Source organism: Bradyrhizobium sp. sGM-13 (assembly GCF_018398875.1).
Lineage (GTDB): Bacteria > Pseudomonadota > Alphaproteobacteria > Rhizobiales > Xanthobacteraceae > Bradyrhizobium.
In genome coordinates, this window is sequence record NZ_JAGWDK010000032.1 from 37,916 (window position 1) to 61,949 (window position 24,034).

The 24,034-nt window shown below is 63.4% G+C and carries 23 protein-coding genes; 16 read left to right on the forward strand and 7 right to left on the reverse strand.

The window, feature by feature from the left end; translation table 11 throughout:
• Positions 1-48 precede the first annotated feature (48 nt).
• Together KJQ96_RS31725 and KJQ96_RS31730 are read left to right on the forward strand one after the other, a co-directional pair.
• Positions 49-621 (forward strand): glycosyl transferase, encoded by a 573-nt coding sequence (locus KJQ96_RS31725; RefSeq protein ID WP_213290289.1) that lies wholly within the window; start codon positions 49-51, stop codon positions 619-621.
• Between the two features lie 213 nt (positions 622-834).
• The gene (locus tag KJQ96_RS31730) at positions 835-1,758 is read left to right on the forward strand and encodes a helix-turn-helix domain-containing GNAT family N-acetyltransferase (RefSeq protein WP_213290290.1); all 924 of its coding nucleotides are present in this window, start codon (positions 835-837) and stop codon (positions 1,756-1,758) included.
• 126 nt (positions 1,759-1,884) lie between these two features.
• Here the strand turns inward: KJQ96_RS31730 and moaB are convergent, their stop codons facing one another.
• Entirely contained in the window at positions 1,885-2,445 is a 561-nt protein-coding gene (moaB, locus tag KJQ96_RS31735; RefSeq protein WP_213290291.1) for a molybdenum cofactor biosynthesis protein B, read from the reverse strand.
• Between the two features lie 147 nt (positions 2,446-2,592).
• Positions 2,593-3,528: a neutral zinc metallopeptidase gene (locus tag KJQ96_RS31740; RefSeq protein WP_213290292.1), complete on the reverse strand. Its 936-nt coding sequence runs from the start codon at positions 3,526-3,528 to the stop codon at positions 2,593-2,595.
• 278 nt (positions 3,529-3,806) lie between these two features.
• Here KJQ96_RS31740 and KJQ96_RS31745 point away from each other — a divergent pair, with 278 nt between their 5' ends.
• Both KJQ96_RS31745 and KJQ96_RS31750 read left to right on the forward strand, forming a co-directional pair.
• Complete coding sequence (locus KJQ96_RS31745) at positions 3,807-4,940, forward strand: site-specific DNA-methyltransferase (protein WP_213290293.1); 1,134 nt, start codon at positions 3,807-3,809, stop codon at positions 4,938-4,940.
• 244 nt (positions 4,941-5,184) lie between these two features.
• Positions 5,185-5,511 (forward strand): hypothetical protein, encoded by a 327-nt coding sequence (locus KJQ96_RS31750; protein WP_213290294.1) that lies wholly within the window; start codon positions 5,185-5,187, stop codon positions 5,509-5,511.
• Between the two features lie 43 nt (positions 5,512-5,554).
• On the opposite strand, the gene KJQ96_RS31755 is transcribed toward KJQ96_RS31750, so the two are convergent.
• Positions 5,555-7,204 (reverse strand): EF-hand domain-containing protein, encoded by a 1,650-nt coding sequence (locus tag KJQ96_RS31755; protein WP_213290295.1) that lies wholly within the window; start codon positions 7,202-7,204, stop codon positions 5,555-5,557.
• Positions 7,205-7,440: 236 nt separating this feature from the next.
• Between KJQ96_RS31755 and KJQ96_RS31760 the strand changes: the two genes are divergently transcribed.
• Complete coding sequence (locus KJQ96_RS31760) at positions 7,441-8,133, forward strand: glutathione S-transferase family protein (RefSeq protein WP_213290296.1); 693 nt, start codon at positions 7,441-7,443, stop codon at positions 8,131-8,133.
• 80 nt (positions 8,134-8,213) lie between these two features.
• On the opposite strand, the gene KJQ96_RS31765 is transcribed toward KJQ96_RS31760, so the two are convergent.
• Complete coding sequence (locus KJQ96_RS31765) at positions 8,214-8,648, reverse strand: nuclear transport factor 2 family protein (protein ID WP_213290297.1); 435 nt, start codon at positions 8,646-8,648, stop codon at positions 8,214-8,216.
• Positions 8,649-8,737: 89 nt separating this feature from the next.
• On the opposite strand from KJQ96_RS31765, the gene KJQ96_RS31770 reads away from it, so the two are divergent.
• Positions 8,738-9,658 (forward strand): LysR family transcriptional regulator, encoded by a 921-nt coding sequence (locus KJQ96_RS31770; RefSeq protein WP_213290298.1) that lies wholly within the window; start codon positions 8,738-8,740, stop codon positions 9,656-9,658.
• Positions 9,659-9,783: 125 nt separating this feature from the next.
• Here KJQ96_RS31770 and KJQ96_RS31775 read toward each other — a convergent pair whose 3' ends face one another.
• Entirely contained in the window at positions 9,784-10,401 is a 618-nt protein-coding gene (locus KJQ96_RS31775; RefSeq protein WP_213290299.1) for a glutathione S-transferase family protein, read from the reverse strand.
• Between the two features lie 180 nt (positions 10,402-10,581).
• On the opposite strand from KJQ96_RS31775, the gene KJQ96_RS31780 reads away from it, so the two are divergent.
• Entirely contained in the window at positions 10,582-11,868 is a 1,287-nt protein-coding gene (locus KJQ96_RS31780) for a flavin-dependent oxidoreductase (protein WP_213290300.1), read from the forward strand.
• Here the strand turns inward: KJQ96_RS31780 and KJQ96_RS31785 are convergent.
• Together KJQ96_RS31785 and mutY are read right to left on the reverse strand one after the other, a co-directional pair.
• Entirely contained in the window at positions 11,837-12,289 is a 453-nt protein-coding gene (locus KJQ96_RS31785; protein WP_213290301.1) for a PaaI family thioesterase, read from the reverse strand. The genes KJQ96_RS31780 and KJQ96_RS31785 overlap by 32 nt on opposite strands.
• 75 nt (positions 12,290-12,364) lie before the next feature.
• Positions 12,365-13,465 carry an A/G-specific adenine glycosylase gene (mutY, locus tag KJQ96_RS31790; RefSeq protein ID WP_213290302.1) on the reverse strand — a complete coding sequence of 367 codons (1,101 nt, stop codon included), beginning with the start codon at positions 13,463-13,465 and terminating at the stop codon, positions 12,365-12,367.
• Between the two features lie 171 nt (positions 13,466-13,636).
• Here mutY and KJQ96_RS31795 point away from each other — a divergent pair, with 171 nt between their 5' ends.
• The 9 genes from KJQ96_RS31795 (at position 13,637) to KJQ96_RS31835 (ending at position 23,957) form a co-directional block, all read left to right on the forward strand.
• Positions 13,637-14,116: a DUF721 domain-containing protein gene (locus KJQ96_RS31795; RefSeq protein ID WP_213290303.1), complete on the forward strand. Its 480-nt coding sequence runs from the start codon at positions 13,637-13,639 to the stop codon at positions 14,114-14,116.
• A gap of 117 nt (positions 14,117-14,233) precedes the next feature.
• Positions 14,234-14,890 carry a DsbA family protein gene (locus KJQ96_RS31800; protein ID WP_213290304.1) on the forward strand — a complete coding sequence of 219 codons (657 nt, stop codon included), beginning with the start codon at positions 14,234-14,236 and terminating at the stop codon, positions 14,888-14,890.
• A gap of 225 nt (positions 14,891-15,115) precedes the next feature.
• Entirely contained in the window at positions 15,116-18,580 is a 3,465-nt protein-coding gene (gene smc, locus KJQ96_RS31805) for a chromosome segregation protein SMC (RefSeq protein WP_213290305.1), read from the forward strand.
• Positions 18,581-18,712: 132 nt separating this feature from the next.
• On the forward strand, positions 18,713-19,684 hold the full coding sequence (locus KJQ96_RS31810; RefSeq protein WP_213290306.1) for a small ribosomal subunit Rsm22 family protein: 972 nt from the start codon (positions 18,713-18,715) through the stop codon (positions 19,682-19,684).
• A 261-nt stretch (positions 19,685-19,945) separates the two neighbouring features.
• On the forward strand, positions 19,946-20,506 hold the full coding sequence (locus tag KJQ96_RS31815) for a LemA family protein (RefSeq protein ID WP_213290307.1): 561 nt from the start codon (positions 19,946-19,948) through the stop codon (positions 20,504-20,506).
• A gap of 187 nt (positions 20,507-20,693) precedes the next feature.
• The gene (locus KJQ96_RS31820) at positions 20,694-21,887 is read left to right on the forward strand and encodes a M48 family metallopeptidase (RefSeq protein ID WP_213290308.1); all 1,194 of its coding nucleotides are present in this window, start codon (positions 20,694-20,696) and stop codon (positions 21,885-21,887) included.
• A 165-nt stretch (positions 21,888-22,052) separates the two neighbouring features.
• Positions 22,053-22,802, forward strand: coding sequence for a hypothetical protein (locus tag KJQ96_RS31825; protein WP_213290309.1), 750 nt, complete (start codon positions 22,053-22,055; stop codon positions 22,800-22,802).
• A 59-nt stretch (positions 22,803-22,861) separates the two neighbouring features.
• Positions 22,862-23,530 carry a hypothetical protein gene (locus tag KJQ96_RS31830; protein WP_213290310.1) on the forward strand — a complete coding sequence of 223 codons (669 nt, stop codon included), beginning with the start codon at positions 22,862-22,864 and terminating at the stop codon, positions 23,528-23,530.
• Between the two features lie 94 nt (positions 23,531-23,624).
• Positions 23,625-23,957: a GIY-YIG nuclease family protein gene (locus tag KJQ96_RS31835; protein WP_213290311.1), complete on the forward strand. Its 333-nt coding sequence runs from the start codon at positions 23,625-23,627 to the stop codon at positions 23,955-23,957.
• Positions 23,958-24,034: the final 77 nt, after the last annotated feature.

Sequence of the window (24,034 nt, forward strand, 5' to 3'; positions counted from 1 at the left end):
ATAACTGTGCAGCGTTTTTCACCGTTTGAGCCATTGAAAACCTCACCCATGCTGAGCGTGATCATTCCGACCGAAGGAATAGAACAGCCCGCCGTCGCCACGCTGGCGGCGCTGGTGCCGGGAGCCGCAGCCGGCGTCATCCGCGAAGTGCTGCTGGTCGACCGGGCCGGCAATGGCGTGATCGAACGGGTGGCCGACGTGGCCGGTTGCCGCTTTCTTAAGTTCGATGGAACACACGCCGCTGCGCTGGCCGCTGGCGCGCGGGCGGCGCGCTCGCCATGGCTGATGTTCCTGCACGCCGGCGCGGTGCTCGACGGCGGCTGGATCGAAGAGACCACGCAGTTCATCCAGAACGTATCGAACAGCGGACGACCGCGTGCCGGAGTATTTCGCTATGCCCGCTCGCCCTATGCCGAGACGCGGCTGCGCGACGGCTTCAAATTCGTCGCCCGCCTGATCGCCGGGCCATCGGCGGAACAGGGCCTCCTGATCGCCCGCGATCATTATGACCGGCTCGGCGGCTACCGGCCCGATGCCCGCCGCTCCGAGACGCGGCTGTTGCGGCAGCTCGGCCGCTCGGCGCGCACCCAGTTGCGCAGCCGGATCATGGTCGTCGCCTAGCGTCGGCAGTACGGCGGTACAACGCCCGCACGCAAAATCGCGAAAACAACCCCATGCAAAGTAGCATCGATCGCGACGCGATGCCGTTGTCGGGGCACAAGAAGGAAATGCTCCGCCGTTCCCCTCACCCCGCCAGCAACGTCTTTCGCAGCACAAAATATACTTGCCATAGTCAAATAATTATTTGACAATGGCAATTATAAAGGTGTCGCGATGTCTCAATCCGGCGATCAGGTCCAGGCGGTACGTGCCTTCAATCGTTTCTACACCCGCAAGCTCGGCCTCATCGAGCCGAAGCTCTTGCACAGTCCCTTCACGCTGCAGGAAGCGCGCATCATCTACGAGATCGCGCATCGCTCGACCTGCACCGCCACCGACCTCACCCGCGAGCTTGGCCTCGATCCCGGCTTCCTGAGCCGGACCTTGCAGGCGCTGCAGCGCCGCCAGATCGTGACGCGAAAGCCGTCAAAGGACGACGGCCGCGTCAACGAACTCTCGCTGACCGCCAAAGGGCGCACCGCCTCTGCCGAGCTCGAGCGCCGCTCGCGCGAGGAGGTCGGAAGCCTGCTCGCTTCGCTCGAAGACAGTCAGCGCGCCGCTATCGTACAGGCGATGACGACGATCGAGCGGGCACTGGAACGGCCCACGGAGAAGCCAGCCGCTTTTTTCTTGCGCAGCCATCGACCCGGCGACATCGGCTGGGTGATCTCGAGCCAGGCAAAGGCCTATGCCGAGGAGTATGGCTGGGACATCAGCTACGAGGCACTGGTCGCCGAGATCTGCGCGCAGTTCATCAAGACCTATGACGCTTCACGCGAGCATTGCTGGATTGCGGAAGCAGGCGGCGAACCGGTCGGCTCGATATTTCTGGTGAAGGGCAGTGATGACGTCGCAAAGCTGCGGCTGTTGCTAGTGGAGAAAAAGGCGCGCGGGCTGGGCGTCGGCCGCGCGCTCGTCGAGCAATGCGTCCGCGCGGCGCGCGAGAAAGGCTACAAGAAAATGACGCTGTGGACCCAAAGCATCCTTGTCGCCGCGCGCGGTATCTATCAGGCCGCAGGCTTCCGTCGCGTCAAGGAAGAGCCGCATCATAGCTTTGGCGTCGATCTCGTCGGCGAAACCTGGGAGCTGGAACTGTGAAGCCCGGGCGCCGCGATACCTCGCAGCGCGTCACGCCGGAATTGATCGCGTTCCATACCAGGCGCGCAAGTCAATTGCGCGTCGAGGCCTGGCACAATATGTGGCGTGCGTTATGGGCGTTGCTGGTCAGGCCGACGCGCCTTGGGCTTTAGGCCGCCGCAGGTGCTCATCCAGCCGCGGCATGATCTCGACGAAATTGCATGGGCGCGTGCGGTAGTCGAGCTGGGCGGCGAGAATGCCGTCCCATGCATCGCGGCAAGCGCCCGGCGATCCCGGCAGGCAGAAGATGAAGGTCGCCCCCGCCACGCCGGCGGTGGCACGGCTCTGCACCGTCGACGTGCCGATCTTGGCATGGCTCAGCATGTGGAAGGCGATGGAAAAACCATCCATCCGCTTTTCGAATAGCGGCTCGATCGCCTCCGGCGTCACGTCGCGGCCGGTGAAACCGGTGCCGCCGGTGGTGATGATCGCATCGACGCCAGGATCGGCGATCCAGCGCTTGATGATGACGCGGATCGCATCGACGTCGTCGACAATAATCTCGCGCGCGGCAAGGTGATGGCCTGCCGCCGTCAGCCGGTCGGCCAGCGTGGCGCCGGATTTATCGTCCGCCAGCGAGCGGGTATCCGAGATCGTCAACACCGCGATGTTGAGCGGCACGAATTGTTTGGTTTCGTCGATGGACATGACTGCTTTTCTCGTCATGCCTGGGCTTGTCCCGGGCATCCTTTCAATTCCTAGAAGTAAGACGTGATGGCCCGGACATAGGCGAGCGGAAGCGACGCCGTCCTTCGGACGGCTATGCCCGGCCATGACGAATTACTTCTGCTCAAGCTACAATGCTCCCGCCGCAAACGTGTTGCAGGCCTGCACCGTGCCCTGCTGGTAGCCGGTCATGAACCACTGCTTGCGCTGCGCTGCCGAGCCGTGGGTGAAGCTGTCGGGCACCACCCTGCCCGTCGACTGCCGCTGCAGCGTGTCGTCGCCGATCGCGGTTGCCGTCCTCAGTGCCGCATCGATATCGCCGGGCTCGATGAAGCCCGGACGCTTCTTCTCTTCGCGATTGACCCAGACGCCGGAAAGACAATCCGCCTGTAACTCGACCTTGACCTGCAGCGCATTGGCTTCCGCCTTGCTGCCGGCCTGCTGCTGCAACCGCTGCACGCGCGGCAGGATGCCGAGCAGGTTCTGGATGTGATGTCCCGCTTCATGCGCGATGATGTAGGCAGCCGTGAACTTGCAGGCACTGCCTGAACAGCCGCGGAAGCGCGTCTCGACTTCGCGGAAGAAACTGGTGTCGAGGAAGATCTGCTTGTCCGGCGGGCAGTAGAACGGCCCCATCGCCGACTGCGCCATGCCGCAGCGGCCGCCATTGGTGGCGTTGCGAAACAGCACGATGCGCGGGCCGGTATAATTCTGGCCGCTGGCCTGAAAGATCTCGCTCCAGCGGTCGTCGATCTCGCCGAGGATACCGGCGATCATGCTGCCGACTTCATCCTTCGGCGCGCCGGTCTTGGCCGGTCCGGACCGGCGATCGGTCTGGTAGGTGGGCGCCTGACCGCCGCCGGTCAGGATTTCGGCGCCGCCGATCAGGATGCGCGGATCGATTCCGAAGGCATAGCCGACGAGGCCGAGCACGATGATAGTGCCGATACCGAGCCCGCCGCCGCCCATCGGCAGGCCAAAGCCGCCACCGCCACCCATTCCGCCGCCGCCCTGATCGCGACGGTCTTCGATTTCGTCGCTGCGGCGGAAATCATCGTAACGCATGGCGCTATTTCCTCATCCCCGGCTGTCGGCCCGAACATTGAACGCGGCAATCACGTAAAATTTCCATTTCATTAATCAATAACCCGCCCGGCAAAAATTGCCTAGTGCGCAAGCCGCCGCAATCTCTGCTGGTAATCTTGCCGATGATCTCTCTTCACATTCTGCGTCGATAACTTTCTTGGTTAAGTCGATTTTTACTTTGCCGGGTCAATGTATCGCCAGTCGGTTGTTTAGTCCCGCGTCGCCGACAGCGTCGCCTGAGTCAGAGTAATTGAGTCATGGTTGTGTCGCGTCGCGGGGCGTCTGCAAGGGCGCCCCGCACCAAATTTGAGTCTGACTCAAGCGTGCGTATCGTCGTCGGCGATTGCGTCGCCGAGATGTCGAAGCTTCCGGCCGGTTCGGTCGATCTGGTGTTCGCAGATCCGCCGTACAACCTGCAACTCAGGGGCGATCTGAAACGCCCCGATGAATCTCATGTCGATGCCGTAAACGACGACTGGGACAAGTTTTCATCCTTCGCCGCTTACGATGATTTCACCCGCGCCTGGCTCCTCGCCTGCCGCCGCGTCATGAAACCGTCGGCGACGCTGTGGGTGATCGGCTCGTATCACAATATTTTCCGCGTCGGCGCGATCATGCAGGACCTCGGCTTCTGGGTCCTCAACGACATCGTCTGGCGCAAGACCAACCCGATGCCGAATTTCCGCGGCCGCCGCTTCACCAATGCCCATGAAACCATGATATGGGCGGCGCGCGACGAGAAGGCCAAGGGCTATACGTTCAACTATGAGGCCCTGAAGGCCGCCAACGAGGACGTGCAGGCGCGTTCCGACTGGCTGATCCCGCTTTGCACCGGCGAAGAGCGTCTCAAGGGCGCCGACGGCAAGAAGGTTCACCCGACCCAGAAGCCGGAAGGGTTGCTGGCGCGCGTGCTGCTGTCGTCGTCAAAGCCCGGCGATCTCGTGATCGACCCCTTTAACGGCACCGGCACCACCGGCGCCGTGGCAAAACGTCTCGGCCGCCGCTACATCGGCTTCGAGCGCGACAAGACCTATGCGGCTGCGGCCGAAGAACGCATCGCAGCGGTCGAACCGCTGCCCGAGGCGACGCTGGCGCCGTTCATGACGGCGCGCGATGCCCCGCGTGTGGCATTCTCAGAACTGATCGAGCGCGGCATGATTCCGCCCGGCACCAAACTGGTCGACTCCAAGAAGCGTCACGGCGCGCTGGTTCGCGCCGACGGCGCCATCATGCTCGGCGACAAGGTCGGCTCCATTCACCGCATCGGCGCAGTGGCGCAGGGCTCCGGCGCCTGCAACGGCTGGACCTTCTGGCATGTCGAGACCAAGAACGGCCTCAAGCTGATCGACGAACTCCGCGCCGAAATCCGCTCCGAAATGGCGGCGGGTTAACGGTTCACCTCACCACAGAGGCCCCCGAGGGTGCGCGGCCCATGGCATGGCCGGGCCAAAGTACCGCAACGTGCGTACGGTCTGCGGGCCGACATGGCTCAAAATTCGGCTTGCCCACCTCCTGCGCAGCCGGCGTGATGGGCCGGCATGGCAGCCGTGCCATGCTTGCGGGTAGCGTTGCGCCTTTTCGCCCTTATTTGAAGTCATACGAGTTGCATTCATTTTCCTATTTAGAGATACTCCCATGCGCACACGAGGCTCCGAGTCCTTCATTGTGCTGCCGCTGCTGCCGATCTTCCTGATCGGCCTATTCCCGATGCTGCTGCTAAGCTTGCTGGGTCCGGCTGGGCTGATCATCCTCGGCATTCTGGTCGCCTGCGCAGGTCTGACCGACATTCTCGACGCCAGCGGCACTTTCAGCGAGCAGATCATCGTCCACGGCTATGCGCGAGGATCAGAACGCGCGGGGCAACGGACCGCTCTGCGTTCGGAAATCCGCTTTGCCTCGACGATGATTGCTGCCGGCGCCGCTCTTGCGGTCGTCGGTGTCGGAGGCCTGTTCATATCGTAAGGGACGGCTTCTCACGAACTCGCATGCGCTCGTCAAACGGCGACTAACGGCGGCAGCCGCCACCCTTCTTTTCACCGGTTTCTTCAACGATCACGCACGAATGGCCGGGGTCACCATCCGGATAAGGCGTTCCCTTCATGACCAGGAAGGTGACCGAATGGGCGCCGTATAATCCGGCAGGAAAACGTATCTTCTCGCGCACAATGTATTCGCCGAGGCTGTTCTGCCTCAAAGCTCCGGAGGCGATGAGCTGAACCAGCCCAGCCTGTTGCGGCAACACCTCGTAGGGTGTGGCCGGCACGCTGCTGACCACCGCCTTGACATCGATCTCGATTACGCCGCCCGGGGAGAAGCGGTACATCTCGTCCTTGGCGCGGCTCGGCCCCGCCTGGACGATCACATTGCTCGCATCGCCGACTACCTTGAGCGTACCCTGCGTCTTCTCGATGATCAGCGGGCCTTTTTTTTGCTCGGGCACCGATTCGATCGCGCCCGACGGCACCTTGAAGCTGGCGACGGAGTATTTGGCAGCGACCGTCTCCGGCGCCTTGCCAGCCCCGCTCCGGATCGCCGCAATCGTTTGCAGCGATGCGCTGCTCGGCGTCTCATTGAAATAGGTAAGACAGTTCGACTTATTGAAGAAATGAACCCTTTCCGGTGCGATGCCTGTCGCGCCGACCAGAGAGCGTTGATTGACGTCGCCGCTGTTCGGTCCGGTGCGCGAACTGGTCATGACCAGTCGTTCGACTCGCTCCACCGCGCCAGAGAATTGCCAGATCGTGGGCGAGTAGCTGGCAATCACGACATAGAGCGGCTCGCTGCCGGGCTCGACCACGACACGGCCGGCGTGAACGACGTTGTCCTGCAAGCCGAGCGTGACGCTGGAAAGCGCCTCGGTCTCATAGCTGCTCAGCATGACGACCTTGGCCTTTTCGGAGGCCGCGGGCATTTCGCAGCCGACCCGCTCGGCGCGCGCGCGAAAGTCGCTGAGCTCCTGCTGCGAGATCACGCCATCCTTGTCCGTATCGACCTGGCGGAACAGCGACTCGCCCGCCGCCTGGTATTCGGCCAGGGTCAATGTCCCCTTCGAAGCGCCGTCGATCGTCAGCAACTGACGGGCGCGTTCCGCCTGCCCGTTCGCGCCACGCACACGATTGGTGGGCGCCCCGAATTTCGCGGCTTCGGCCATGCTGACCTTGCCGTCATTGTCGGCATCGAGCGCCACGATTGTTCGCACCATGTGGTCGATCTGCTTCGCGGCAGCATCGGGGCCGGCGCCGGGAAGCTGCGCCTTGTTGGTCTTGTTGAAGGCGGCAAGCCCGAGCTGGACGCGAAGATCATAGGTCATGCCACGGCGGACTTCGTCCTCGGTGACGAAGCCGTCGCCATCCAGATCGTAACGCATCACCGTTCTGACCGCGTTCGTCCGGACCTGAATGTCTTCCATCACCGTGTGGAGATCGATGTCACGCTGGTTGATTTGGCCGTCGGCATCGGCATCGACCACGAAGAAATCGTTACGAAGGGATTCAAGATATCGATCCAGCACGGTACCGACCGGAATGCGCTGCAGCAGAAGCTGCTGTACCGCCGGCGCGGGCTGGGGCTGCTGCGACCAGGCGGGGCTTGCCGCCACGGATACGATGGAGCTAGCCAGGGCAAGAATGGACCGGACATTGCTCGTTCGTGACATGCGCGACCTCCACTGCTCCAGCCAATAGGCGTAGGCTGTGCCGGGCACAAGCCACGACCCTCTGTTGAAACGCGGCACAGTAAATACTTCTTTGAGACGGCCCCGCTTTTCGTCCGAAAGACATTCACGAAGTCTTCGGTTGCGTTACTCGTGAAATCGCCGCAGATAGTTTCCGCCCGCCGCGGGAGCCGCGTTGCGCCCGTTTCAAACTACAACAGGAGCTGGAGAGATTTTTCATGCTCAAATTCTATTTCAACGGATCGCCCAATCCGACCAAGGTCGCCCTCTTCCTGGAGGAAGCCGGCATCGCCTACGAGCCGGTCGCCGTCGACACCCGCAAGGGCGACCAGTTCAAGCCGGAATATCTCGCCATCAATCCGAACGCCAAGGTGCCCGCCATCGAAGACGACGGCGTCACAGTGTTCGACAGCAACGCGATCCTGCTCTATCTGGCGGAAAAGACCGGCAAGTTTTTGCCCGCCAACACGCCGCAAAATCGCGCACAGACGCTGTCCTGGCTGATGTTCGTGGCGACCGGCGTCGGGCCGTACTCGGGACAGGCGGTACACTTCAAGCATTTCGCGCCGAAGGACCAGAACCACGACTATGCCCACAACCGCTATCAGTTCGAGGCGCAGCGCCACTACGCGATCCTCAATGATCATCTCGCCGGCGGCAAATATATGGTGGGCGACACCTACACCATCGTCGATATGGCGCTGTGGGGCTGGGCGCGGATGGCCGCGTTCGTCATGGGCGATGATGCGGCGGCGAAATATCCCAATGTGAAGCGGCTGGTCGACGAGATCTCCGCGCGTCCCGCGGCGGCCAAGGCGATCGCGCTGAAGGATAATTTTAAGTTCAAGGCCGAGATGGACGACGAGGCCCGCAGCAACATGTTCAAGCATATGTCGGTGAAGGCGGCCTGACCGAACGAACGCATTCAGGCAAAAACGGCGCTCTTGCGGGCGCCGTTTCTCATTTTCAGCTCGGCCGTTCCATGCGCGCTCTAAACCGCAACGGCAAGCTTTCGCTCCGCCGGGAACGGCCCGAGCACGCGCTCGACCAGCGCGGAATCGCAATATTCCTTGATCACCTTGATCTTGCCGTTCTCGATGCGCCAGACCATGCAATACTGATTGTCGTATCGCTCTCCGGACTTGGTGACGTTGTCGCCGCGGGCTTCGACCACGACGTAATCGCCTTCCGCGATGAAGTTGAACGCCAGCGTGCGCGGCCGCCCGGCGGCGAGCAGCGACCGCAGATGACCCATCAGGCCGCTATTGATAGCCTCACGGCCCTTGAATTCGCCCGACCAGGAATACTGGCCGGTGACGACCCAGGTGACATCCTCGGCGATGTTGTCGAGAAAGGTCGTTCCGCTGCGGTTCGCTGAATCTGCATAGATCTGCTGCACTAGTTTCTTGTTCGCTGCTGCGCTCATGGCGGTTTCTCCTTTGATCCGATGTCGACATCATCACGCGCCGCGCGGCATTCTTCCAATCAATAGAGAATATGATATATATTCATCCTATGAATTTTAATTCGCTTGACCTCAATCTGCTGGTGGCGCTTGACGCGCTCTTGAGGGAAACCAGCGTCAGCCGCGCCGCGATGCGGATCGGGCTGTCGCAGCCGGCGGCGAGCCACGCGCTGCAGCGACTGCGCGACTTGATCGGCGATCCACTGCTGGTTCGAACCGGCGCGCGCATGGAATTGACGCCGCGGGCGCAAGCCTTGCGCGCGCCGCTGGCGCAGGCGCTCGACCAGGTACGCTCGCTGTTCGTCGCCGATGAATTCGACGCCGCACGAAGCGAGCGCCAGTTTCGCCTGATGATGCCGGATCTTGCGGTCGAGCTTCTGATGCCGCCGCTGATGGAGAAGATCACCAAGGCTGCACCGAACGTCCGGATCGACGTGGTACCATGGCGCGGGCCGGCGATCTTCACCGCGGAATTCGCTCGCACCATCGACCTCGTGATCTCGATCGGCAACGCCTTCACCGGATTTCATCGGCAACGGCTCTACACCGACAGCGACGCGCTTGCCGTCCGGCGCGGTCATCCCGCCGGCGCGCGGCTGAAGCGGATCGAAACCTTTCTCGACGCGCGCCATGTCGCGGTCGTGATCCGCGGCCAGAGCGAGGACCTGATCGACATGTGGTTGCGCCCCAAGGGCATCGAGCGACGGATCGCGCTGGTCGTACCCGGCTATCTCGAGGCGCTGCACGTCGCCGCGCGCACCTATCTCGTCGCCTTCGTGCCGCGCCGGCTGATCGGTGCGCTATCGAAGCAATTGTCGCTTTCAACCGTCGCGCCGCCGCTCGATCCCGGGATAGACGAGCAGTTCATGTTCTATCCGACCCGCGCCCAGATGGACCCCGGCTCGATCTGGCTGCGCAACATCATGCTCGGCATCGGCCGCGAGATGGAGCGCGCGAAAAAGGCTGCGTAGGATGGGCAAAGGCGCGCTTGCGCCGTGCCCACCATCTCTCCATTCGCGCTCGTGACGGTGGGCACGCGGAGCCTGTCATCGGGCGCGCATTCGCGCGACCCGATGGCTTTGCCCACCCTACAAGCTCAGCTCTTCTCTTCCGCCATCACCTTCTGCACGGCGGGCCGGTCCGACATCCGCTTGCGGTGAGCGATCACCTTGGGCAGCGTCGCAACATCGACGCCGTCGCCTTCCAGCCAGAGCCCGATCGTATACAGATAGGGGTCGCAGATCGTGTACTGCTCGCCCATCACCCACGGCCCCTTCAGCATGTCGCGCTCGATCAGCGCAAAGCCAGCGGCCATGGTCTCCGGCACCTTGCGCTTCATATCGGCAAGCGAGGATTCCTCGGCCGCCCAGCGATAGCCGCGCATCTTGTGGGCGTGGGACACATGCACGGTGGAACAGAGATAGCTGTTGAAGGACTGTGCCTGCGCGAAGGCGAAGGGATCTTCGGGCGCAAGCTGCGCCTTCGGAAAACTGCTCGCAATGAAGGCGAGGATCGCCGGCGTTTCGGTCAGCGTGCCGCGGTCCGTCACCAGCGCGGGCACGCGGCCCTTCGGGTTGATGGCAAGATATTGCGGGGTGGTCTGCTGGCTGTTCTTGAAGTCGAGCCGCTCTGTCGTGTAGACGGCGCCGGCCTCTTCCAGAGTGATATGCGATGCGAGTGCGCAGGTGCCGGGGGCGTAGTAGAGCTTGAACATGTCAATCCTCCCGATGGGGACGCGGGCGAAGTTAACGGTGATGGGGACGCGGATGAAGTTAACGCCCCCGCGTTCCGCCGTCCATCCCGGTAGACGCCAGCGACAAATGCCGGGTTTTCCTGGTTGCCCACGCCCGCGCTGCCATGTCATGACATCGTTAAGTGTATCGAGGGCTTATCAATGACTGTGCTCATCGCGGGCGGCGGTATCGGCGGGCTGACGCTGGCGCTCAGCCTGCATCAGATCGGCGTATCAGCCAAAATTTTCGAGAGCGTGCCGGAACTGCGGCCGCTCGGCGTCGGCATCAACGTGCTGCCGCATGCGGTGCGCGAGCTGATCGACCTCGGCCTGCATGATGTGCTTGATGCAGCCGCTGTCCGCACCAAGGAGCTTGCGTATTTTTCCAAGCACGGCAAACCGATCTGGAGCGAGCCGCGCGGCATCGAGGCCGGTTACAAATGGCCGCAATTCTCGATCCATCGCGGCACGCTGCAGCAGATTTTACTCGATGCCGCCATTGAGCGATTGGGAAGAGAGAACATCCTGACCAGCCATCACCTCTCGGGTTGGACCGAAACGGAGAATGGCGTCCGCGCCGAATTCATCGACAAGGCGACCGGAAAATCGAAAGGCGCGCACGATGGTGCGCTGTTGGTCGCGGCCGACGGCATCCATTCGGCGGTTCGGGAAAAGCTCTATCCCAACGAAGGCCCGCCGATCTGGAACGGGCGCATCCTGTGGCGCGGCATCACCGACAGCGACGCCTTCCTGTCCGGCCGCACCATGATCATGGCCGGCCACGAGATCCTGAAATTTGTCTGCTATCCGATTTCGAAGCAGGCCGACAGCGCCGGCAAGTTCCGGATCAATTGGGTGGCCGAGCGGCACATGCCGCCGACATATCAGTGGCGGCGCGAGGACTACAACCGCACCGCAAAACTCGAAGAGTTTCTGCCCTGGTTCAAGGACTGGAAGTTCGACTGGCTCGACGTGCCCGGCCTGATCGAGAATTGCCCACACGCCTACGAATATCCGCTGGTCGATCGCGATCCGGTCCCGCAATGGACATTCGGCCGGGTCACGCTGATGGGCGATGCCGCGCATCCGATGTACCCGATCGGCTCCAACGGTGCCTCGCAGGCAATTCTGGACGCGCGCGTCATCGCCCGCGAGATCCTCGCGAAGGGCCCGACCAGCGCCGCGTTATCAGCGTATGAAGCCGAGCGCCGGCCCGCCACGACCGACCTCGTGATGCTCAACCGCCGCAACGGCCCCGAGCAGGTGATGCAGATGGTTGAGGAACGCGCGCCTGATGGCTACAACGTCGTGACCGACGTGCTCTCGCTGCAAGAGCTGGAAGATATCGCCGCCAACTACAAGCGCGTCGCCGGCTTCCAGGTCGAAGGCCTCAACGCCAAGCCGCCGATTGTTCAGATCATGCGGGAAGCGTCGCGGGCTGCGATCTAGCCGAGGCAATCGCCTTCGCCGTCTCGACCAGCCGCGCGCTGGTCGAGGCGGTCGCCAGCAGCATGCCATCCTCGGCCGTCAGCCGTCCCTCGACAAAGGCAACGGTCTTGCCGAGCTGGGTGACTTTCGCCTCGCCCGTGATCGGCCCCGGCCTCGCCGGCGCCAGAAAATTCACCGTCATGGTGATGGTTGCGGTGTAGAGCCTTCCTTCGGTCATGGCGAACACCGCAGGCCCCATGGTGTCGTCGAGCATCGCCGAGAGAATGCCGCCCTGCACGAAGCCGGCCGGGTTACAGAAATCCCGCTTGCCGTCGAAGCCGATGCGGATCCAGCCGTCCTTCGGCCGCGCGTCGAGCAGGCGCCAACCGAGCAGCTTTGAGGACGGCGGAGGGCTAAGACTATCGAGAGCGGTCGCGATCATGGGAACCTCCGTGAGGCCCCGTCCTAACGCAGCCCTGCTGCCAGCATGGTGTCAGCAGCGAGCAGCCTCGCATTTTCAAATGTCCAGCCCGTGGGCGATCGCCTTGCGCATCACATTGGGCAACGCCTCGTCGGCGAGCGTTGCAATCGGCACCCAGCGCATGCCCGCAGGTGCCCGCGTGCGCGCGGCGACATCGGCGGTGTAGATCACGAGCTCGAGCGGAAAATGCGTGAATACGTGAGTGACGACGCCCGTCTTACGGTGCCAGCGCGTCACGCCGTTGACTTCAGGCGCCTGCTTCAGCGCCATCTTGTCGTCCTGCCCGGCGAGCCAGGCCGAGCCGGGTACTTCCGTCATACCGCCGAGCAGGCCTTTCTCCGCCCGGGTGCGAACGAGGAGTTCGTCGCCGCGGGTGACGATGAAGGCGGCTCCGTGGCGCAGCGTTCCCGCTTTCTTCGGCGCCTTGCGCGGAAAAGTCTCTTGATCGCCGCGCAGGCGAGCGGCGCAATCATCATCCAAGGGGCATAGCGCGCAGGCCGGCTTCTTCGGCGTGCAGATCGAGGAGCCCAGATCCATCAGCGCCTGCGCGCTGTCGCCCGCACGGGATTCCCCCAATAGTGTCGATGCCAATTCCTGGATGCGTGGCTTCGCCTGCGGCAATGGCTCCTCGACCGCGTAAAGCCGCGACACCACGCGCTCGATATTGCCGTCGACCGGCATGGTTCGGATCTCGAACGCGATCGCTGCGATCGCCTTTGCCGTGTAAGGCCCGATCCCGGGCAATTGGCGCAGGCCTTCCTCGGTGTCGGGAAATATCCCGCCATGGTCGCGCAGCACGGCGACCGCACACGCATGCAGATTGCGCGCGCGCGAATAGTAGCCGAGCCCGGCCCACATCCGCAGCACGTCATCCAGCGACGCGCGGCCGAGCGCAGCGACATCGGGCCAGCGCGCCAGAAACTTCGCGAAATACGGCCCGACCGTTTTGACGCCGGTCTGCTGCAGCATGATTTCCGACAGCCAGACCCGATACGGATCGGCCCGCTCGCCCGCTGCCGCCCGCCACGGCAAGCGACGGCGATGACGGTCGTACCAGTCGAGCAGCAGCGCGGGGCGGGAGGCGCTTCGGGCAGGTACTGCCTGTCGTTTGATTTTTGCGGCCGTGGAAGACGTCATCCACCTACTTTAGTGCCGGAACGCCAATCTCTCCACGTCATGCCCGGGCTTGTCCCAGGCATCCACGTCTTTCTTGCGTTGATCCGATACGTGGACGGCTGGTCAAGCCCCGGCCATGAGGAGGTTGCACTGGCGATTTCTACCGCAATTGGCGCCGTGTTATAGAGCCCCATGGCAAAACCCGGCCCGATCTCGGCGAAACCCCTCTCCGTCCTGCTCAGCGACGTCTTTTCCGACGCCTATGCCAAGCAGGGATTTGCTGCACGCGAACTGGTGACGCGCTGGGCTGAAATCGCCGGCTCCGAGATCGCCGCCCATTCCGAGCCGCTCAAGATGCAATGGCCGCGGCCGGTGGAGGGGCAGCCGCAGGAACCGGCAACCCTGGTGCTGCGGGTGGAGGGCCCGATGGCGCTGGAGATCCAGCATTCGTCCGACGTGATCCTGCAACGCGTCAACCGCTTTTTCGGCTGGAGCGCGGTCGGCCGGCTGGCGCTGCGGCAGGCGCCGCTGTCGCGCCGAAATCGCCCCGCGCCGCCCCGCGCGCCCGACCCGAAATCGGTCGCGAAGGTGGCCGAAACCCTGTCTGCCGTGGAGGATGAGGGATTGCGCGCAGCGCTGGCCCGGCTCGGCGCCTCGATCAAGCGAAATTGAGCCCGCCGCGCGGCGCGACCGCCACGACCCGCCATTGCCACAACTGGCGTTTCAAGCTAGCGAAGGCTTCTTTTTCGCAGTTCTTTCGGGCGTGAACGCGCCATTCGGGAGCAGACTTTGATGATCACGCGCCGCGCCTTCACCGCCGCTCTCTCGCTGACCGGGCTTGGCCTGCTCGCCGGCTTCTCGCCGCTGCGGCTGATCACCGATGCGATTGCGCAGAGCCCCGCTGACGTCGCCAAGCCGCAATCGCTGCCCGACATGGGGCTTGGCCCGGCGAACGCTTCGGTGACCATCACCGAATACGCCTCGATGACCTGCCCGCACTGCGCGGCATTTGCCGAAAAAGTGTTCCCGAAGATCAAGTCGGAATTCATCGACAGCGGCAAGATCCGCTACGTGTTCCGCGAATTCCCGCTCGACATCAAGGCGGCTGCCGGATCGATGCTGGCCCGTTGCATCGCCAAGGACGACGCCCCGAAATATTTCGCCGTCATCGATCTCCTGTTCAAGCAGCAGAACGACTGGGTGGCGAAGAATACCACGGAGACGCTGACCCGGATCGGCAAGCAGGCCGGCCTCACGCAGACGCAGGTCGAGGATTGCCTGAAGGATCAGGCGCTGCTCGATAAGATCGCCGCCGACCAGAAATATGCCGCCGAGGTGCTGAAGGTGCAGTCGACGCCTACCTTCTTCATCAACGGCGAGATGATCAAGGGCGAACAAAGCTTCGAGGAGTTCGCAAAGCGCATCAACGCGATGCTGAAAAGCTGATTCGCGCCGCCGGATTCATTCGCGCTCATAAGTCCAGCAAAAGGCGCCACACAAGCGCCTCAAATCCCTTGGGAAAAGCCCGCGGGGGCGTTGCTCTCCGGCCTCGGCCTCGCCATTGTCGCGGCTCATAAGCGCCGCAACGGGCGGCTCATCCACACTGACATTGCCATCTATGGTATTGTCACGGCAGGGAGATTCGCGCCCGGCCAACAGAGATTTGTGTTCATGAAACTCACGCGCCTCCGCCTCCACGGTTTCAAGTCGTTCGTCGAACCCACTGATTTCATGATCGAACCCGGCCTCACCGGCGTGGTCGGACCGAACGGCTGTGGCAAATCGAATCTGGTCGAAGCCTTGCGCTGGGCGATGGGCGAAACCTCGCACAAATCGCTGCGCGCCGCCGACATGGATGCGGTGATCTTCGCCGGTTCCGGCAACCGCCCGGCGCGCAACCACGCCGAAGTCACGATGACGATCGACAATGCCGATCGCACGGCGCCGGCCGCGGTCAATGACAGCCAGGTGCTGGAAATCTCCCGCCGCATCGAGCGCGAGGCAGGTTCGGTCTATCGCATCAACGGCCGCGATGTCCGCGCCCGCGACGTGCAGATCCTGTTTGCCGACGCCGCCACCGGCGCGCGTTCGCCGGCGCTGGTCCACCAGGGCAAGATCGGCGAGATCATTCAGGCCAAACCCGAGCAGCGCCGCCGCGTGCTGGAAGACGCCGCCGGCGTCGCTGGCCTCCATGCCCGCCGCCACGAGGCCGAGCTGCGGCTGAGGGCTGCCGAAACCAACCTCACCCGCGTCGAGGACGTGATCGGGCAGTTGTCCGGCCAGATGGAAGGGTTGAAGAAGCAGGCGCGCCAAGCCATTCGCTTCCGCGAAGTTGCGGCCAAGGTGCGCAAGGCCGAGGCCACGCTGTTCCACCTGCGCTGGCTCGAGGCCAATGCCGACGTCGCGGAAGCCGCGCATACGCACGACGTCAACGTGCGCGAGATGGCCGAGCGCACCCGCGAGCAGGCCGAAGCGGCGCGTATCCAGGCGATCCGCGCTTCCGAACTGCCGGCCTTGCGCGAGGGCGAAGCCCGCGCGGCCGCGGGACTGCAGCGTCTCACCAACGCCCGCGAACAGCTCGACCGTGAGGAAGAGCGCGCCAAGGAGCGTGTCGCCGAGCTCGACCGGCGGCTGAATCAGTTCGCCGCCGACATCGCGCGCGAACAGCAGCAGACCTCCGATGCCGAGGTCGCGCTGCAGCGCCTCGACACCGAGGACGCCGAGCTGAAGGAAGAGATCAAGTCACGCGTCGAAAAGCGTTCTGGCGTCGACGAGCGCGTGTCGGAAGCGGAAGCGACACTGGCCGCTGCCGAGCGCATGTTCGGCGAACTGACCACGGCGCTCGCCGACCTCACGGCCAAGCGCAACCAGTTAGAGGCCGGCGTGCGCACCCATCGCGACCGGCTGGCCCGGCTCGACCAGGAAATTGCCAGCGTCGCGGCCGACGAGCAGAAGCTCAGCGATGAGACCGGCAATCTCGGCGACCTCGACGCGCTCGCCGCCGCCATGGAGACCGCGCAGGAAACGCTGGCCGTATCCGAAGCGGCAGCGCAAGCCAACGAAACCGGCCACATCGCTGCACGGCAGAAGCTCGAAGCTTCCCGCGCCCCGCTCACCGAGGCCGAAAAGCGCGTGCAGCGGCTAGAGACCGAAGCGCGCACGATTTCAAAACTGGTCAATGTCGAGACCAAGAATCTGTGGCCGCCGATCATCGACGGCGTCACCGTCGCCAAGGGCTATGAGAAAGCGCTCGGCGCCGTGCTCGGCGACGATCTTGACGCGCCCGTCGATCCCTCCGCGCCGATGCGCTGGACCAATGCCGGTGCAAGCTTCGACGATCCGGCCCTACCGGACGGCGTGGAGGCGCTGGCTGCGCATGTCGAGGCGCCGGCCGAACTGGCGCGCCGTCTGGCGCAAATCGGCGTCGTGCCGAAGGAGCGCGGCGCGGAATTCGTTTCGCAATTGAAGACCGGCCAGCGGCTGGTCTCGCTGGAAGGTGACGTCTGGCGCTGGGACGGCTTTGTCGCCGCCGCGCATGCGCCGACCGGTGCCGCTCGGCGCCTGGCTGAACGCGCCCGCCTGGTTGATATCGAACACGAGCTGGAACAGGCCCGCACTGACGCCGCTGCCAAGCGGCAGGCGCTGGAAAACGCCGAGGCGGAACTGAAAATGGCATCCGCTGCCGAAACCGCCGCCCGCGAGGCCTGGCGGGCCGCGCAGCGCGAGGCCGATGCGGCGCGCGAACGCCATGCCGCGACCGAGCGCGAGATCAATCGCCATGCCGCGCGCAAATCCGCGCTGACCGAAGCCCATACCCGTCTTGCCGCCGACCGCAGCGAGGCTGAGGCCGCGTATGAAAGCGCTACTGCCGCGCTGACCGAACTGGCGCCGACAGATGAGACGGAAGCGAAACTGAGCGCCGTTCGCACCGAGATCGACGGACACCGCCGCTTTGCGGCGCAGGTGCGGGCCGAAGCTCAGGCGCTGGCGCGCGAAGCTGAATTGGCCGACAAGCGCGTGCAGGCGATCACGGCCGAGCGCACCGAATGGCAGAACCGCAAGCAGAGCTCGGCCTCACAGGTCGCCACCGTCGAAGCGCGCATCACCGAAGTGACGGCCGAGCGCGCCGATCTCGAAAACGCGCCGGCATTGTTTGCCGAAAAGCGCCGCGCGCTGATCAACGAAATCGAGTCTGCCGAAGGCGCCCGCCGCGTCGCCGCCGACGCATTGGCCGCCGCCGAAAGCCTGATGGCGGAGACCGATCGCGCGGCCAAGGCATCGCTCGAAGCGCTCTCCTCTTCCCGCGAGGCCTGCGCCCGCGCCGAGGAACGCATGGAGGGCACCAAGCGCCGGCTTTCCGACATCGAGCGCGAGATCCACGACATGCTCGAAGTCGAGCCGCATGCGGTCGCTGCGCTCGCCGAGATCGAGCCCGGTGCGGAACTGCCGCCGCTTTCCGAAATCGAGGAAAGCCTCGAAAAGCTGCGCCGCGACCGCGAGCGCCTTGGCGCCGTCAATCTGCGCGCCGAGGAAGAATTGCGCGAGGTCGAGACCCAGCACACCGCGCTCGCCACCGAACGCGACGATCTGGTCGAAGCCATCAAGCGGCTGCGCCAGGGCATCCAGAGTCTCAACAAGGAAGCCCGCGAGCGGCTGCTGACCTCGTTCGAGACCGTCAACGAGCACTTCAAGCGACTGTTCGTCGAACTGTTCGGCGGCGGCGAAGCGGCGCTTCATTTGATCGAGAGCGACGATCCGCTGGAAGCCGGCCTCGAAATCATCGCCAAACCGCCCGGCAAGAAGCCGCAGACGCTGTCGCTGCTTTCGGGTGGCGAGCAGGCGCTGACCGCGCTGGCGCTGATCTTCGCGGTGTTCCTCACCAACCCGTCGCCGATCTGCGTGCTGGACGAAGTCGACGCGCCGCTCGACGACCACAATGTGGAGCGGTTCTGCAACCTGCTGCACGAAATGACCTCGTCGACGGAAACCCGCTTCATCATCATCACGCACAATCCGATCACGATGGCGCGGATGAACCGGCTGTTCGGCGTCACCATGGCCGAACGCGGCGTCTCGCAACTGGTCTCGGTCGGCCTCGACGACGCCGTGAAGATTTTGGATCAGAACGTGGCGTGAGGCAGCGGCGGCGCCACATTTCTTGACGTCATCATCCGCGAAGGCGGATGATCCAGTACGCCGCGCTGTCCGTGATCGTCACAGCCGCCTCGGCGTACTGGATGCCCGCCTTCGCGGGCACGACGGAAAACGATGACCTCACCCGATCTCCCCGCTGAACTGAAAGCCGCGCTCGACGGCAAGCTGCGGGGCTTTTCGCGCAGCGACGCCGCCGGCCGCGCAGCCGCCATCTCGAAGAATTACCGTGAAGGCGGCGGCTCCACGACGATCCGCTCAGAGACCGACGCCCTCGCCTATGCGCTGGCGCGGATGCCTGCAACCTATGCCGCGGTCACGGCCAGCGTGAACGCACTCGTCGAGAGCAGACCTGACTTCGCTCCGAAGACCGCGCTCGACGTCGGCGCCGGGCCGGGCACGGCCACATGGGCAGCGGCCGAAGTATTCCCTTCGCTAAGGGATTTCACGCTGCTGGACGCCAACGCGGCGTTGCGCACGCTGGCGCTGGATCTGGCGCACGACAGCACCCGGCTGCGCGGCATCGGCTACCAACTCGGCGAGGCCCGCGCCGCGCTTGCCAAAGCGGATGCGGCAGATCTTGTCGTGGCGAGCTACATGATCGGCGAGATTGGCGACGCGGAGCAAAGCGCGCTCGCCGAACTGTTGTGGCAGAAGACCCACGATACGCTGCTCGTGGTCGAACCCGGCACTCCGGCGGGCTATGCCCGAATCATCGCACTCCGCGCCCACTTGATCGGCCTTGGCGCGCACGTCGCTGTCCCCTGCCCGCACGACAGCCAATGCCCCCTTCAAGCACCGGACTGGTGCCATTTCACCCAGCGCCTGCAGCGCTCACGCGCTCACAAGCAGGTCAAGGGCGCGGAGCTGCCATACGAGGACGAGAAATTCTCCTATGTCGCGTTGACGCGCGCTGCGATGGAAGGTCGGCGGCGCTCGCGCGTGCTGGCGCAACCGGCGATCGGCAAGGTCGAAGTAACAGCCAAGCTCTGCACGCCGGAAGGTCTCACCTTCGCGAAAGTGCCGCGCCGCGCCAAGGCGGATTACGCCACCGCCCGCCGCTGGCGGTGGGGCGATGCGGTTAGTTGATCCGTCATTCCGGGATGGTCCGTAAGGACCAGACCTCAGATGCGCAATTGCGCATCGGGGAATCTCGAGATTCTCAGGGCGCAAGGGCGCCCCATAGTTCGTGCTGCGCACGCCCCGGAATGACGGAGGAGTGTTTACCCCTTGAACTTATCCCGGCCCACTTCCGACTAAAGCCATGCCCCACCTCACGGGCGGGCTGCCGCACGCCCCGGTTTTCGTCTAGGTTCGCTGTCTTTTCGTCCTCTCTAGGAGTTGTCCGTCATGTCGACCGGCTGGATCGTTCTCGGCGTCATCGTCATTATCGTGCTGTTTGCGTTCGCTGCGTATAACCGCCTGGTCGCGCTCAGCCAGCGCGTCGGCCAAGCCTTTGCCGACATCGACGTCCACCTCAAGCAGCGCCACGACCTGATCCCGAACCTGGTCGAGACCGTGAAGGGCTACGCTTCGCACGAGCGCGGCACGCTCGATGACGTCATCAAGGCACGCAATTCCGCGATGTCGGCGCAGGGGCCGGCGCAGGTGTCGGCCGCGGAAAACCAGTTGAGCGGCGCGCTCGGCCGGCTGATCGCGCTGTCGGAGGCCTATCCGGACCTCAAGGCCAACGCGAATTTCCAGCAACTTGCCAGCGAACTCTCCGACCTCGAAAATAAGATCGCGGCCAGCCGCCGTTTCTTCAACAACGCCGTCCAGGAATACAACACCGGCATCCAGCAGCTTCCCGCAGCGCTGTTCGCCGGCATGTTCGGCTTCACCCGCAAGGAATTCTTCGATCTCGGCACCAGCCGCACCGAAGTCGAGACAGTGCCGAGCGTGAAGTTCTGACATCGAGATGGCACTCCGCTTTCCCCCTTATTTCGGGGCGATGCAAAGCATCGAACTATGGTGCGCAATTGCGCACCTGAGAATCTCATCTCGGGCTCAAATCTCGAGATTCCACAATGTGCAATTGCACATTGGGGTTCACGCCGTTGGCGTGCCCCGGAATGACCGTGGTTAGCGAAAGGCAGCCATGGCCGCGTATGGTCTCTACACGCATATCGCATCGAACAAGTTTCGTTCGATGCTGCTGCTCGCCGGGCTGTTTCTGCTGATCTACGTGCTGGTCTTCGCCGGCGCGCTGGTCGCGGAAGTGGTGCTCAATAGCGGTGCTTCACTCAATTATTATCTAACGCGCGCCTCGCGCGACCTGATCGCAGCATTCCCCTATGCGACAATCATCGCCGCCTTGTGGATCGTGATCGCCTATTTCTTCCACCAGAACATGATCGACGCCGTGACCGGCGGCGAGAGCGTAACGCGGCAGCAGCAGCCGCGGCTCTATAATCTCCTGGAAAATCTCTGCATCTCGCGCGGCATCACGATGCCGAAGCTGAAGGTGATGGACAGCCCGGCGCTGAACGCCTTCGCCACCGGGCTTAACCAGCGGCAATATTCCATCACGGTCACCTCGGGCCTTCTGCAGGCGCTCAACGACCAGGAGATCGAGGCCGTGCTCGGCCACGAGCTCACGCATATCCGCAACGGCGACGTGCAGTTGATGGTGATCGCCATGATCATCGCCGGCGTGGTGGGTTTCTTCGGCGAATTGTTCTTTCGAACGTTTACCAACCTGTCGTGGAACTCCACCGGCAGCGATTGGTCTTCATCCTCCTCCTCCTCATCATCATCGTCCTCTTCTTCGTCGTCCGACCGGGGCAAGGGAGGCGGCGGCGCCATCGTGGCGATCATTATCGCGGTCGTGCTGATCCTGCTGGCCTGGCTGTTGTCGCAAGTCGTCAAACTGGCGCTGTCGCGGTCGCGCGAACTGTTGGCCGACGCCGGCTCGGTCGAACTGACCAAGAACCCCGACGCGATGATCACGGCGCTGCGCAAGATCGAGAACCGCGGCGAGCTGCCCGGCGCGACATCTGCGATCATGGAGCTCTGTGTCGACAATCCGCGCGAAGGGTTTGCCGACCTGTTCGCGACCCATCCGTCAGTCGACAGGCGCGTCAAGGCGCTGGTGCAGTTTGCCGGTGGCCGCGATCCCGGCCCGCTCGCCCTCCCGTCGGATACGGCGGATGAACCCCAGTCGGAGGAATCGGCCACGGAGCAACTCCAACCGCCGGTTCCCCGCGGCCCGTGGAGCGACGCAAGCGAGCCCGCCGGCGTTCCGGGCGCCCGCTCCGGCCCCCTGGACGGCCCTTGGGGCCCGCATCGCTAAACAGCGCCCCGCCGACGCGCGGGATTAACGAATTCCGTGCGGAATAATGGCGACGGCCGTCTAATGAATTGAATTCTCCCTTGTTTCTGCCATGTTCGCGCCCAAAGCAGGGAATGGGGCAAGCCGGCCGCTCCCGCGGTCGGAACTGCTGTTCAAGGGAATTCCATGGCAAAGCCAGTCGTGATTGTGGTGGGCGCGGACAAGGGCGGGGTCGGCAAGACGACCGTGTCGCGGACGCTCCTGGACTATTTTAGCGCCAATAACGTGCCGACCCGGGCATTCGATACCGAATCGCCGCGCGGCACCCTGAAGCGCTTCCACCCTGACATTACCGAGATCGTCGACATGACGACGACATCGGATCAGATGAAGATCTTCGACACGCTGAGTGCTGGCCCTTCGGTGACCGTAATCGACGTCCGCGCCGGACTGCTGTCGCCGGCGCTGGCCTCGCTGCGCGACATCGGCTTTCTCGATGCCGCAAAGGCCGGGCAGATCACCTTTGCCGTGTTCCATATACTGGGCCCCTCGATCGCCTCGCTGGACGAAATCGCCGAGACCGCGAACTTCATGCACGGCGCCAAATATTTCCTAGTGAAGAACTTCATCAACGACACCCAGTTCTTCCAGTGGGATCAGTCGACCTACAACTCCTACTTTCACCGCATCAAGGACGCCACCGACCTCACCATCCCCAAGCTCAATGAGATGGCCTATGAGCAGGTCGAGGTTTCCTCGGTGCCGTTCCTCAAATTCGTCGCCAACAAGGGCAAGGACGACGAGGCCGCGAACTATTCGTTCGTGCTGCGCGGCTATGTCCGGCACTGGCTCGCCAACGTCTGGAGCGAGTTCGACCGCATCAAGTTGACCGATCTCGTCGGTGCCAAGCCTGGCGTGCGCGGCGGCGAAAAATAGTCGGATAGCCGCCGCGGCGGGGCTGGATTAGGCGGAAAATTCCTTTGATATAGCGGGTGATGAGCTCCACGCCTGTCTACATCATCTGCTCGCCCCGGCCGCTGGTCGGCAAGACGCTGCTCGCGCGCCTGTTGAGCGAGTTCCTGCTGCTGAAGGATGGGACGGTATCTTCCTTCGACATCAACCTGAAGGAACCATCGCTGCTCGAATATCTGCCGCGCATCACCGAGACGGCCGACGTGATGGACACCTACGGCAAGATGCAGCTCATGGACCGCCTGATCGTCAACGACGGCATCGCTAAGGTGATCGACCTCGGCTTTCATGCGTTCGACGAGTTCTTCAAGATGATCAACGAGATCGGTTTCCTGAAAGAGGCCGCACGGCGTGGCGTGGCCCCGATCATCCTGTTCGTGGCGGATACCGACCGTGTTTCCGCGCGCGCTTATTCGACGTTACGAGAGCAGATCCCGCTGAAAGCGCTGATTACGGTCGACAACGAGTACGTGGTGCGTGGCGAACTGCCCGGGGCGATGGGCCTGGGGCGGGTGCTGCGCATATCGGCGCTGCCCTCGTTCCTGAAGACTTATATCGATCGGCTGACCTTTTCCTTCACCAACTACCTGCGGAACGAGCAGGACTCGTCGACCGAGCTGCATCAGTGGATCCGCAGGAACTACACCAGTTTTCGCGAGCTCGAGTTCAGCCTGCTCCCGCAGCGGTCGTGAAGCCTCCACGACGGCAAATATTACCCGGATAATATTGACGCTGGGCGGGCAGTCTGTTGGTGCCTCCTCCGACCCCTAACCCGCGAGGCATCCCGTGACATCAGCCCGAAAGGCAGCCATTGCCGCCTACAAGGAGCGGAAGAGCATCGCGGGGATCTTCGTCATCCGCTGCAAGGCCAGCTCCGAGATATGGGTCGGCCAGACGCCAAACCTTGAGAAAATCCAGAACCGCATCTGGTTCTCGCTCCGCCAGGGCAGCCACCCCTGCCAAGGCCTGCAGGCCGCGTGGAGTGCGCACGGCCCCGACAGCCTGACGTTCGAGGCATGCGAGCGGCTGGAAGAGGAAGAGACGCCCTATATCCGCTACGCGCTTTTGAAGGAGCGCGCGCTGCACTGGCGGGTGGAGCTCAAAGCAGAGGCAGTTTGATCTAGTCCGGATAATTGGTGGTCGTCGTCCCTGCGAACGCACTAGGGCATGCACACATTTCTGAGGGTCCATCCGAT